The organism is Pseudomonas sp. FW305-7, assembly GCF_058786735.1.
Window position 1 is genome coordinate 1 of sequence record NZ_JBYSZA010000054.1, and the last position, 11,546, is coordinate 11,546.

Genomic DNA, 11,546 nt, shown 5'->3' on the forward strand with positions numbered 1-11,546 from the left:
GATATGCCCCCTAAACCCAAATTTTTCGTCGTCTGCAAAAAGTGACCCGCCGTAAGGGCGGAACCCTAATCAGCCATCACCGCAGCAACGGATATGCCCCCCAAACCCAGATGCATACCAATTCCCATGTAGGAGCAGCCTCCGGCAGCTCCTACACAAGATTCATTTACGTAGCAACATTGAGATATTTGCCCACCGGCGCGGCGCTGGTAAGCGAATACTGCCTACTCAGATTGGCAATCATGCGGTTCAGCGCTTCGGCCGTGGTCTGCGCACTGGCCGTCTCTTCATCCGACGGACGCTCACGCCCCGCCTGTAACGCGGCCTTCAATTCATCACTGCTCACACCACCACTACTGTCGCTATCCAAAACCTTGAGCAGCGCCGCACTGGTATCAGTGCTGGTTGTCGAGGTGCTGTCACTAACCTGCAACGCGCTACTCAATTCGCTGGCGGTGACGCTGCCATCACCATCGGCATCAAGCTGGCTGAACAGTTCGTCGCTGTTGACTTGTGGTGGAGGCGGCGGTGGCGTCAGGCCGGCGGTGAGTTCGTCCTGACTGACGGTGCCGTCCTTGTTTTTGTCCAAGGCCGAGAAGATTTCGTTGCTGTCGACGGTGCTGCCAGCGCTGGTGAGGCCGCTGCTCAGTTCGTCGCCGCTGATGGCGCCGTCGCCATCGGTGTCGAGGGCGCTGATCAGGGCGTCGGCGAGGTCGGTGTTCGGGGCCTGATCTCGTGGCGGTGGCGGCGCCATGGCGGTCATTTCTTCGGCGCTGAGGTTGCCGCTGCCGTCGCTGTCCAGATCGCCGAATTGTTTGCTCAGGTTGACCAGCAGACCATCGTCGGACTTTTGCGACAAAGCGCTGTTGAGTTCGTCTTGATCCACCGCGCCGTCGCCGTTGCTGTCGAGCTTGGCGAACAGTTGTTTTTGCAGTTGCTGGCTGCGCGCGTTTTGCGTGGTGGTGCTGCTGGTGCTGGTATAGCTCGTGTAGTTGCTGACGCTACCGATCATCGGGCTCACTCCTTGGACGGTAAACCGGTGGGCGTACCGGCTTATGCAGCCTCAAGGGGCAAGTTGTCGTGGGTATGTGGGGTTTGTACCGGTGGGTACACAGATCTTTAGATTCTTGGCAGGCGGATGATGGCGGTCAGGCCGCCGCCCGGGGTTTCTTCCAGATTCAATTGCCCACCCAGACGCTGCGCCGCTTCCCGGGCGATGGTCATGCCCAATCCCACGCCACCGGAATTGCGGTTGCGCGAACCTTCCAGACGATAGAACGGCTCAAACACCGCCTCACGTTTGTCCTCGGCAATCCCTGGCCCATGATCGATCACACGGATCAGCAGTTGCTCGCGCTGATCCTGCAGTTCGATGCGTGCCTGGCCGGCATAGCGCAGGGCGTTGTCCATCAGGTTGTTGATACACGAGCGCAGTGCCATCGGTTGCACTGGCAGTGGCGCGCAATGGCCGCTGACTTGCACGTCTGCGCCTTGATCCTGGGCGTTTTCGCACAGCGATTCGACCAGCGCCTGCACGTCCATCAGTTGCAGCGCTTCGCTGGTACGTTGTTCGTGCAGGTAGGTGAGGGTGGCGTCGAGCATGCCGATCATGTCGTTGAGGTCCTGACGCATCTGACTTTGCAGCTTGTCGTCGCTGATATTTTCCAGACGCAGTTTCAGCCGCGACAGCGGTGTGCGCAGGTCATGGGATACCGCACCGAGCATGCGCGCACGTTGCTGGACCTGTTCTTGAATGCGTTGTTGCATCAGGTTGAAGGTATGCGCGGCTTGCCTTGCTTCTCGCGGGCCGGACTCGTCGAGAGGGGGGCTGTCGAGGTCTTCGCTGAGGCGCTCGGCGGCGTCGCTGAGGCGCTGGATCGGTCGGCTGAGCAGTTTGGCGCCGTACCAGGCAGCGATCATCAACGAGACAAATTGAAAGGTCAGCGGCACGATCGGCCCGCCAAACCAGGGGCGCGGCGGGCGTGGCGGATAACGCGGATCCGGGGGCGGTCGCTGCCCCTCGGCGTTTTGCGAAAACTCCGGCGGAGGTGGTGGCGGAGGCGGGCCGTAGTGGTGGAACCAGGCGAAGGCCAGCAGGTGCGCGAGGACGATCGCCACGAACAGCACGCCAAACAGGCGGCCGAACAGCGTGTCGAGGCGCGCCCGCATCAACCGATGTCCCGCGCGTCGAACAGGTAACCCTCACCGCGTACGGTTTTGATCAGTTGCGGAGCCTTCGGATCGTCGCCAAGTTTTTGCCGCAGGCGCGAAACGAGCAGGTCGATGCTGCGGTCGAAGGCTTCGATCGAGCGGCCACGGGCGGCGTCGAGCAACTGTTCGCGGCTGAGCACCCGGCGCGGGCGTTCGATGAATACCCAGAGCAGGCGGAATTCGGCGTTGGACAGCGGCACGACGAGGCCATCGTCAGCGATCAACTGGCGAAGGACGCTGTTCAAGCGCCAGTTATCGAAGCGAATGTTGGCCCGTTGCTCGGTGCGATCGTCGCGCACCCGACGCAGGATGGTCTGGATGCGAGCGACCAGTTCACGGGGTTCGAACGGTTTGGCCATGTAATCATCGGCGCCCAGTTCCAGACCGATGATGCGGTCGGTGGGTTCGCAACGGGCAGTCAGCATCAGGATCGGGATGTCCGATTCGGCGCGCAGCCAGCGGCACAGCGACAAGCCGTCTTCGCCGGGCAGCATCAGATCGAGCACGACGACGTCGAAGTGCTCGGCCTGCATCGCCTGACGCATCGCCGCGCCGTCGGTGACGCCGCTGGCGTGGATGTTGAAACGCGCGAGGTAATCGATCATCAGCTCACGGATCGGCACGTCATCGTCGACGATCAGGGCACGGATGCTCCAGCGCTTGTCATCTTTGGGCTCATCAGTTGCGGTCGTTTGGGTGTTGTGCATGGGGCTGTTCATCTGCCAGTTGGCCGCCAACCACAAAGATGGGCTGCGAGGTGGTGGTTTCAGCATAGGCGTCCAGCCGAAGGGCGGGAAGTGCTGATGTAAGGACGTGTTGCGGCTGGCGAGGCTAGCGTGGGCGCTTGTTGGCGGCGTGTCGGTTGTGTATCGAGTTCGACACAATAGCAGCGAGCGCTATGCTGATCACGGCCGGGGCGACGATTTACCGATCATCGGGTGCCGCGCCGTCGCCGGTTCCGCTACAATGCGCGCCGATTTCGACTTGCCTGAGAGCCCATCCATGTCCGCCTGCCAGACTCCTATCATCGTCGCCCTGGATTTTCCCACCCGTGACGCCGCACTGAAGCTGGCCGACCAGTTGGACCCGAAACTGTGCCGGGTCAAAGTGGGCAAGGAACTGTTCACCAGTTGCGCCGCCGAAATTGTCGGCACCCTGCGTGACAAGGGTTTTGAAGTGTTCCTCGACCTGAAATTCCACGACATTCCCAACACCACTGCGATGGCTGTGAAAGCCGCCGCTGAAATGGGCGTGTGGATGGTCAACGTGCACTGCTCCGGCGGCATGCGCATGATGGCGGCCTGCCGTGAAGAGCTGGACAAGCGCACCGGCCCGCAACCGCTGCTGATCGGCGTGACTGTGTTGACCAGCATGGAGCGTGAGGATCTGGCCGGTATCGGCCTGGATATCGAGCCGCAAGAGCAGGTGCTGCGTCTGGCGGCACTGGCCGAGAAAGCCGGGATGGACGGTCTGGTGTGCTCCGCGCTGGAAGCCCAGGCCCTGAAAACCGCCCACCCGTCGTTGCAATTGGTGACCCCGGGGATTCGTCCGGCGGGCAGCGCGCAGGACGATCAACGCCGCATCCTGACCCCGCGTCAGGCGCTGGATGCAGGTTCCGACTATCTGGTGATCGGCCGTCCGATCAGCCAGGCCGCTGACCCGGCCAAGGCATTGGCTTCGGTAGTCGCCGAAATCGCCTAAGCAAATACCGCAACACCCTGTAGGAGTGAGCCTGCTCGCGATAGCGGTCTGTCGGTCAACATTACCGTTGTTTGACAGATCGCTATCGCGAGCAGGCTCACTCCTACATTTGTTTTGTGGTGGCCTTAAACTTTGAGCACCAACTTGCCAAAGTTCTCGCCGCTGAACAATTTCATCAGCGTCTCCGGGAAGGTCTCCAGTCCTTCGACGATGTCTTCCTTGGTCTTGAGTTGCCCCTTGGCCATCCACCCGGCCATCTCCTGCGCGGCACTTGCGTACTGCGCCGCATAGTCCATCACCACAAAACCTTCCATTCGCGCGCGATTGACCAGTAGCGACAGATAGTTGGCCGGGCCTTTGACCGCTTCCTTGTTGTTGTACTGGCTGATGGCACCGCAGATCACCACCCGCGCTTTCGGCGCCAGGCGACTCAGCACGGCGTCGAGAATCTCACCGCCCACGTTATCGAAATACACGTCCACGCCTTTCGGGCATTCACGCTTGAGCCCGGCCAACAGGTCTTCGTTTTTGTAATCGATGGCGCCGTCGAAGCCCAGTTCATCAATCAGGTATTTGCACTTGTCAGCGCCGCCGGCGATGCCGACCACGCGGCAGCCTTTGATCTTGGCGATCTGCCCGGCAATGCTGCCCACCGCACCGGCTGCACCGGAGAGCACCACGGTGTCACCCGCCTTCGGTGCGCCGACATCGAGCAAAGCGAAGTAGGCGGTCATGCCGGTCATGCCCAGCGCGGACAAATAGACCGGCAGCGGCGCCAGTTTCGGATCGACTTTGTAGAAACCTCTGGGCTCACCGAGGAAATAATCCTGCACGCCAATGGCACCGTTGACGTAGTCCCCGACCGCAAACCCCGGATTGTTCGACGCGACGACTTTGCCTACGCCCAGGGCGCGCATGACTTCGCCGATGCCGACCGGCGGGATGTAGGATTTTCCCTCGTTCATCCAGCCGCGCATGGCCGGATCGAGGGACAGATATTCGTTCTTGACCAGAATCTGTCCCGCCGCCGGCTCGCCCACCGGTACTTCCTGATAAGTGAAGGTCTCGCGGGTCGCAGCGCCCACCGGGCGCTTGGCGAGCAGGAACTGGCGATTGGTCTGGTTGGTCATGGCAGGCACTCGAATTGAATGAAGCCTTGTTGATAGACCTTCATTGACGATGCCGCAAGGTTGGCTGATGCGGCGAATGCACGTCGATCCAGTGCAGTGATAGTCACCGGCATGGGTTTATCACTGCGGCGCATGGGCGCCTAGACAGCCCTCTGATAGTGCTGACGCCCTACGGACCCCTGTGGCTATGCTGTGTTGCATAAAAGCTCCCCTGCATCTATCCGTTCGAGGACATAACAATGAGCATGACGTTTTCTGGTCAGGTTGCCGTAGTCACCGGCGCCGCCAACGGCATTGGCCGGGCGACCGCCCAGGCATTTGCCGCCGAAGGCTTGAAAGTCGTGGTGGCGGATCTGGACGCTGCCGGGGGCGAAGGTACGGTGGCGCTGATTCGTACAGCCGGTGGCGAAGCGACCTTCGTGCGTTGCAACGTCACCGTCGAAAGCGAAGTGAAAAATCTGATGGACGAGGTAATCAATACCTACGGCCGTCTCGACTATGCCTTCAACAATGCCGGGATCGAAATCGAGAAAGGCAAATTGGCCGAAGGCTCGATGGACGAGTTCGACGCGATCATGGGCGTCAATGTCAAAGGCGTCTGGCTGTGCATGAAATACCAGCTGCCACTGTTGCTGGCGCAGGGCGGCGGGGCGATCGTCAACACCGCCTCGGTGGCCGGGCTCGGTGCGGCGCCGAAAATGAGTATTTACGCGGCATCGAAGCACGCGGTGATCGGCCTGACCAAATCGGCGGCCATTGAATACGCGAAGAAGAAAATCCGTGTCAACGCAGTGTGTCCGGCGGTGATCGACACGGACATGTTCCGCAGGGCCTACGAGGCCGATCCGAAGAAGGGCGAGTTCGCCAACGCCATGCACCCGGTCGGGCGTATCGGCAAGGTCGAGGAGATCGCCAGCGCCGTGCTGTACCTGTGCAGCGACGGTGCGGCATTCACCACCGGTCATTCGCTGGCGGTGGACGGCGGCGTTACCGCGTTCTGAACCCTGTCGCTGGAAGAAGCCCGCATTCGTGCGGGCTTTTTTATGGGCCGCGTTCAGTTCCCTTAAACGCCTAAACAATGTGTATCAAATGATTAGATCGGTCGCTTTTGGCGGCGTTGTCGCACAGCCTGTGCGGCGCGGCTGTGATTAACTGCCGCCAGCAAAACGGACAGGAGTTTGCTTGCTCATGGAATTGAGAATTGATCGACAGGCAATGGTGCCGGTCGTGCAGCAGATTGTTGACGGATTGACTGAATGGATCTTGCAAAGCGGGGTACCGCCGGCCACTCGCTTGCCCTCCGTTCGGCAAATTGCCAAGGGTAATCTGCTCAGTCAGTCATGTGTCGTCGAGGCCTGCGAGCGGTTGGTATCGCAGGGCGTTCTGACCACGCGCCAAGGCGCAGGTTTTATCGTCGCAGCATCGCCATCGAAGCAGAGCGAAGAGGAAGAATCGTTGCCGTTCGAGGGACGCCATGCCTGGTGCGATGTGGTGTGCGGCGCTGCCGGCGGCTTGAAACTGGGCGCTGGCGGCTTACCGGAGAGCTGGCGCGAGCCCGACGATCTCAGTTACGCGTTGCGTGAAGTGGCGCGCACCGACATGGCCAGTCTGTTCAACTACAGCACGCCCCTGGGGCTGCCGGCCTTGCGCGAACAAATTGTCAAACGCCTGAAACTGTTCGGCATCGAAGCGCGCAGCACGCAATTACTCAGCACTGGCGGCGCCAGTCACGCGCTGGATCTGATCGTTCGTACCCTGTTCAAGGCCGGCGACTGTGTGGTCGTTGAATCCCCGGGTTATGCGCCACTGTTCGACCTGTTGCGCCTGCATGGCATCCGCATGCTTGAAGTGCGTCGCACACCGAGCGGGCCGGATATCGAGGCGCTTGAAGCGCTGCTGCGGCAATTTCGGCCCGTCGCGTTGTTCATCAACAGCCACCATCACAATCCCACTGGCAGTTGCCTGACACCGGCGGTGGCCCAGCGCATCGTGCAATTGAGTAAGACCTACGATTTGCGCCTGATTGAAGACGACGTCTACGCGGACTTGCACACGGGCAATGGCACGCGTCTGGCCGCGCTGGATGATGAGGGGCGGGTGATTTACGTGGGCAGCTTTTCCAAGACGTTGAGCAGCTCGTTGCGAGTCGGGTTCGTGTACGCCGACAGCGAGTTGGTTGCGCGACTGGCTCAGGTCAAGATGGTCAGTGGTCTGGGTGGCTCAAGGTTTGCCGAGGCCGTGCTGGCCAGCCTGATGGCGACGGGTGCCTACCGCAAACTGGTGCAGCGCCAGCGCCAGCGCCTGAATGCCGATCGCGCTGCGGCGTTGCAGGCACTGGAGGATGCCGATTGGGAGATATTCGGCAAACCCTGCGGTGGCTTGTTTATCTGGGCGCGTTCGCGGATGGCCGATCAGGCCGGGGTGCGCAGACAGGCTCAACGCTGCGGCGTACAGCTATCGGCCCCGGATGCGTTCAGTCCCAGTGGCGAGGCCGGCGAGTGGTGCCGTATCAACGTGGCTTACGCCTGTGATCCGCGGGCTCGACTGTTTTTTCGCAATACCGGTGTGGATCGACCTCAAGTGTTCTGAAAACGACGCGGGCGTAGCTTTTTGCCATTATTCCGACGCCAGAGACTTGTGCTGGTTCATGGCCATTGCGACTCTTCGTCAACTGACTATGGCGGGGGACTACGCGCAATGATTTCGGCCGTGCAAGGACGTTTTGCCAACCTCGGTATGGCGAAAAAACTGGGTATCGGGTTTGTACTGGTGCTGCTGTTGACCGCGCTGGTCGCCGCCATTGGCGTCTGGTCCCTGCAGACCATCAGTCAGCGCTTCGACGGGCTCAAGCAGATGTCATCGCTCAATAGCGGTCTGCTCAAGGTGCGCCTGCTCGAACAGGAATACGCCTTGCGCAGTAACCCGAAAACCGCGGATGCCTTGCGCGAAGGGCTTGATGGGCTCATCGCCAAGGCCAACGAACTCAAAGCGCAGTCGTCGGCCAATGTGCCGGTCATGACCGATGTCGAACAGTCCCTGGGTGCCTATCGCAAGGCGTTCGATGAGTTCGTCTCCTTGACCCAGGCCAAGGATCTGGCGCTGGAAATGGCCAGTTGGTCGGTATCCAGCGTAGCCAACAACCTCGACGTGTTGCAGGCCGGGCTGGCCGATGACGGTGCGTATACCTTGAAGGACACTGAGGGCAAGGATGGCGCGCAGTTCATCGAACAGGCCAATCAGGTCAGTCAGGTGTCGAGGCTGATGCTACAAGCGATGAATGAAGCGCGGATCCGTCTAGATCAAAGCCGCAAGGGCGATGCCGACAGTGCCGGTAAGGGCAATATCGAACAGGCCGCGCAGGCCCAGGCCCAGGCCGAGGCGCTGAAATCCACGGTCAAGGACGAGGGTTATCTAACGGTGCTCAATGAAGTCTCCGGGCACATCGCCGGGTTCAACGACAAACTGGCCGAGTACACCGGGCTGCTGGCTCAGGAAAAGACTGTTTACGAACAGCTGCATCAGCGCGCTGCACAAGTGATGGACCGGGTGGATCAGGCTTACGTCGCCGAAGACGGGGCCATGCAGGCAGAGCTGAAAAAGAACTCGGTGCTGATTCTCGGTTCTTCGGCGCTGGCGCTGCTGGTCGGGCTGCTGGCCGCGTGGGTGATCACGCGTTTGATCGTCGCGCCGTTGCGCAGCGTGATCGAAGTCGCGCAACGGATTGCTGCGGGTGATTTGAGTGCCACAGTAGACGTCAGCCGACGTGACGAAATTGGCCAGTTGATGTTGGCGATGCAGCAGATGGGGGCGGGGTTGAGCACGATTGTCAGCGGGTTGCAGGCCGGCATTGAACAACTGGCCAGTTCCGCGCAATCGTTATCGGCGGTGACCGAGCAGACCAATCTTGAGGTCAGCAGTCAGAAGGAAGAAACCGAGCAGGTGGCCACGGCCATGAACCAGATGACCGCTACCGTCCACGATGTTGCGCGCAATGCTGAAGAAGCGGCGTTGGCGGCGCAGACGGCGGACGGCAAGGTCGAGAGTGGTCAGCAGGTGGTGCGCCAGAGCATGGCGCGGATAGAGCAATTGGCGGATTCGGCGACGTCGGCCAGTTCCAGCATCGAAAGCCTCAGTGCCGAAATCCAGAATATCGGTACGGTGCTGGAGGTGATCAAAAGCGTCGCTGAGCAGACCAATTTGCTGGCGTTGAATGCGGCGATCGAGGCTGCGCGGGCCGGGGAGCAGGGCAGGGGGTTTGCGGTGGTGGCCGATGAGGTGCGTGCGTTGGCGCGGCGTACGCAGCAATCGACCGAGGAGATCGAGCGGTTGGTCAGTGCCTTGCGTGCGGCGGCGCATTCGTCGGTGCAGCAGATTCAGAGCAGTGGTGAGTTGGTGAAGCTGGCGGTGAGTGATGCGCTGCAGACGGAAAGCGCTTTGGGGAGTATTGCGGCGGCGGTGTCGTTGATTCAGCAGATGAATCAGCAGATTGCGGCGGCGGCCGAGGAGCAGAGTTCGGTGGCTGAGGAGATCAATCGCAGTGTGACGAGTATTCGCGCGAGTGCTGATCAGTCTTCGTTGGCGATGCGCGGGAATGCGGCTTCGAGTATTGAGCTGGCGCAGTTGGGGAGTGAGTTGCGCGGGATGGTTGGGCATTTTCGGCTTTGACTTGGCGGCCTGTGGGCCGACCATGTTCTTGGGGTTTGGGGGGTATATCCGTTTTTTGGGTGATGGCGGCTTAGGGTTCCGCCCTTACGGCGGGTCACCTTTTCCAAACGCCGAAAAGGTAACCCAAAAGGCTTTGCCCTGACGTTCGGCCCTCGCTGTGGCTCGGGTTCCTTCGCTCCGGGATTGATCCGGGCGCATCGCCTCCGGTTTGCTTCGCTGCACCTCCTCTCGATGTGTTCGACTTCGTCGAACGGCGCTACGCGTCTGCCCCCCGGATCAATCCCTCCACTCAGCCTGCCGACGGGCGTTGAGATCAAGAGCGGTACTCGAGCTAACGCTCATTGTGTTGAGTGGTGAAGATCAAGAGCGGTACTTGAGCTAACGCTCATTGTGTTGGGTGGGGCGGCATGCGCCGCGTTTGGGGTGTACTCATTTCTTTGTGGGAGCTGGCTTGCCAGCGATGGCGGCCTGATAGCCGACCAAGCTCTGGCGGGTGAGCCGGCTTCAAATTGTGGGAGGGGGCTTGCTCCTGAAGAGGGCGGTTTGGTCAGCGAGGGTCTGGCGGTCGGAACTTTCAGTGCACAAAAAAGCCACCTTTCGGTGGCTTCTCTTCAGCATCTGTAATCAGTCGTAGATCACTTTCTTTTTCCAGTCTGCATCCGCCTCAACATCTTTGAGGCCGGCTGTCAGTTGGTTCTCTTCACCTTCTACCGGTGCAATTTTGTCCATCACTTGGGCGTTGGCGCGGGCGAGGAGTTTTTCCAGGTATTGCAGTTGTTCGGAGTAGATCTGCGGGTTCTGCTGTTTGCGCAGGTATTGCACGCCGCGTTCGAAGGCGAGGCGGGCCTGGCCGGGCTGGTTTTGTTGCAGGGATTGTTGGCCGAGGTTGTTGAAAAACTCGATGTGCAGCAGGACCAGAATGTGGCGGACTTCGCGAACCCAGTGTTTGGCTTCGTTCGGTGGCAGGAAGCCGTCATGGGCGGCGCGGGTGATCTGGCCGTGCAGGGCTTCGAGGAGGAAGCGTACGTCTTTGGCTTTGGCTTCGGTCAGGATCGGCGCGGGCGGGTTGTTCACGGGGATCGATTCACCCTGGGCGACCAGTGCGCTGAGTTCGCCGATGCGTGCCTTGGTGGTTGCGCTGGTTTTCTCAAGGTTCAGCAGGCGCTGGCAGACGTTGAGTTCCAGGCGGGTCAGCAGCAGCTTGAGTGCCGGGGTCATGAACTGGCCGGGAAAGGTTTCGGTCAGTTCGCCACAGCGGCGCAGGCGGTCGTTGAGTTCGACTTTGGTGCGGGCCTTCTCCAGTTTGTTGTTTTCCACCACATGGTTCATGTAGCCAATGGCGATCAGAATTGCGATCCCGGCTATGACTAGCAGGGTGATCATGAGTGGTGTCACCGGTAAGACCTCTTTATAGGGTTCGCATGCGAGTGTAGTGGCTGGGCATTTAGGCGCCTAGCACCGCTCGACGAGTTGGATCGGCTGGTCAATCTGTATCGGCCGCGTGCTGCTTATATGAATGCTGGCGCTTGATATGCAGATTGCCATCACTGTGCGCGGACTATAACGTCTTGGCGACTGCCGGAATATAGGCGTCAATCGTCGGTCGACGGAAAAGCCTGCCTGGCCCCGTAAAGCAGGTCGAAGTCATTGATTTAAATAAATTTATATCTGGGGGTTGACGACCTCCCAATCCATCCATAGAATGCGCGCCACTTGCAGCGTAAAGCACACAGCGAAGCGCAGCAGGGAGTGAATGTTGTAGTGTGTCCCCTTCGTCTAGTGGCCTAGGACACCGCCCTTTCACGGCGGTAACAGGGGTTCGAGTCCCCTAGGGGACGC

The 11,546-nt window shown here is 60.2% G+C and carries 9 protein-coding genes, 1 tRNA gene and 1 pseudogene; 6 read left to right on the plus strand and 5 right to left on the minus strand.

What is annotated here, in order from left to right; translation table 11 throughout:
* Positions 1-166: 166 nt before the first annotated feature.
* The 3 genes from xopAW to AC3WMT_RS30485 all read right to left on the minus strand — a co-directional run bounded on the left by xopAW (position 167) and on the right by AC3WMT_RS30485 (position 2,918).
* Positions 167-1,012: an EF-hand domain-containing protein gene (gene xopAW, locus AC3WMT_RS30475; RefSeq protein WP_103307377.1), complete on the minus strand. Its 846-nt coding sequence runs from the start codon at positions 1,010-1,012 to the stop codon at positions 167-169.
* Between the two features lie 107 nt (positions 1,013-1,119).
* Positions 1,120-2,169 carry a sensor histidine kinase gene (locus AC3WMT_RS30480; protein ID WP_103307378.1) on the minus strand — a complete coding sequence of 350 codons (1,050 nt, stop codon included), beginning with the start codon at positions 2,167-2,169 and terminating at the stop codon, positions 1,120-1,122.
* Positions 2,169-2,918 (minus strand): response regulator, encoded by a 750-nt coding sequence (locus AC3WMT_RS30485; RefSeq protein WP_064120678.1) that lies wholly within the window; start codon positions 2,916-2,918, stop codon positions 2,169-2,171. Before AC3WMT_RS30485 ends, AC3WMT_RS30480 begins: the two co-directional genes overlap by 1 nt.
* A 295-nt stretch (positions 2,919-3,213) precedes the next feature.
* On the opposite strand from AC3WMT_RS30485, the gene pyrF reads away from it, so the two are divergent.
* Positions 3,214-3,912, plus strand: a complete 699-nt coding sequence (gene pyrF / locus AC3WMT_RS30490) for an orotidine-5'-phosphate decarboxylase (protein WP_177431481.1) — start codon at positions 3,214-3,216, stop codon at positions 3,910-3,912.
* A 125-nt stretch (positions 3,913-4,037) separates the two neighbouring features.
* Here pyrF and AC3WMT_RS30495 read toward each other — a convergent pair whose 3' ends face one another.
* Positions 4,038-5,042: an NADP-dependent oxidoreductase gene (locus AC3WMT_RS30495; RefSeq protein WP_103307380.1), complete on the minus strand. Its 1,005-nt coding sequence runs from the start codon at positions 5,040-5,042 to the stop codon at positions 4,038-4,040.
* Positions 5,043-5,281: 239 nt separating this feature from the next.
* Here AC3WMT_RS30495 and AC3WMT_RS30500 point away from each other — a divergent pair, with 239 nt between their 5' ends.
* From AC3WMT_RS30500 to AC3WMT_RS30515, 4 genes and pseudogenes are all read left to right on the plus strand, one after another.
* Positions 5,282-6,043, plus strand: coding sequence for an SDR family oxidoreductase (locus AC3WMT_RS30500; RefSeq protein WP_007917441.1), 762 nt, complete (start codon positions 5,282-5,284; stop codon positions 6,041-6,043).
* 187 nt (positions 6,044-6,230) lie between these two features.
* On the plus strand, positions 6,231-7,631 hold the full coding sequence (locus tag AC3WMT_RS30505; protein ID WP_103307381.1) for an aminotransferase-like domain-containing protein: 1,401 nt from the start codon (positions 6,231-6,233) through the stop codon (positions 7,629-7,631).
* 990 nt (positions 7,632-8,621) lie between these two features.
* Positions 8,622-8,846, plus strand: a pseudogene (locus tag AC3WMT_RS30510) (HAMP domain-containing protein); the annotation flags it as partial.
* Positions 8,844-9,707: a methyl-accepting chemotaxis protein gene (locus AC3WMT_RS30515; protein ID WP_371919340.1), complete on the plus strand. Its 864-nt coding sequence runs from the start codon at positions 8,844-8,846 to the stop codon at positions 9,705-9,707. The pseudogene AC3WMT_RS30510 and the gene AC3WMT_RS30515, both read left to right, overlap by 3 nt.
* A gap of 624 nt (positions 9,708-10,331) precedes the next feature.
* Here the strand turns inward: AC3WMT_RS30515 and AC3WMT_RS30520 are convergent.
* Entirely contained in the window at positions 10,332-11,090 is a 759-nt protein-coding gene (locus AC3WMT_RS30520; RefSeq protein WP_177431482.1) for a hypothetical protein, read from the minus strand.
* Positions 11,091-11,472: 382 nt separating this feature from the next.
* Between AC3WMT_RS30520 and AC3WMT_RS30525 the strand changes: the two genes are divergently transcribed.
* Positions 11,473-11,545 (plus strand) — tRNA-Glu (locus AC3WMT_RS30525).
* Position 11,546 lies beyond the last annotated feature (1 nt).

Excerpts from the sequence above, each read along its gene's own strand:
- AC3WMT_RS30515 (WP_371919340.1), top strand. The coding sequence starts at position 8,844 with ATGGGGGCGGGGTTGAGCACGATTGTCAGCGGGTTGCAGGCCGGCATT.
- AC3WMT_RS30520 (WP_177431482.1), bottom strand. The coding sequence starts at position 11,090 with ATGATCACCCTGCTAGTCATAGCCGGGATCGCAATTCTGATCGCCATT.
- xopAW (WP_103307377.1), bottom strand. The coding sequence starts at position 1,012 with ATGATCGGTAGCGTCAGCAACTACACGAGCTATACCAGCACCAGCAGC.
- AC3WMT_RS30480 (WP_103307378.1), bottom strand. The coding sequence starts at position 2,169 with ATGCGGGCGCGCCTCGACACGCTGTTCGGCCGCCTGTTTGGCGTGCTG.
- pyrF (WP_177431481.1), top strand. The coding sequence starts at position 3,214 with ATGTCCGCCTGCCAGACTCCTATCATCGTCGCCCTGGATTTTCCCACC.
- AC3WMT_RS30500 (WP_007917441.1), top strand. The coding sequence starts at position 5,282 with ATGAGCATGACGTTTTCTGGTCAGGTTGCCGTAGTCACCGGCGCCGCC.
- AC3WMT_RS30485 (WP_064120678.1), bottom strand. The coding sequence starts at position 2,918 with ATGCACAACACCCAAACGACCGCAACTGATGAGCCCAAAGATGACAAG.
- AC3WMT_RS30495 (WP_103307380.1), bottom strand. The coding sequence starts at position 5,042 with ATGACCAACCAGACCAATCGCCAGTTCCTGCTCGCCAAGCGCCCGGTG.
- AC3WMT_RS30505 (WP_103307381.1), top strand. The coding sequence starts at position 6,231 with ATGGAATTGAGAATTGATCGACAGGCAATGGTGCCGGTCGTGCAGCAG.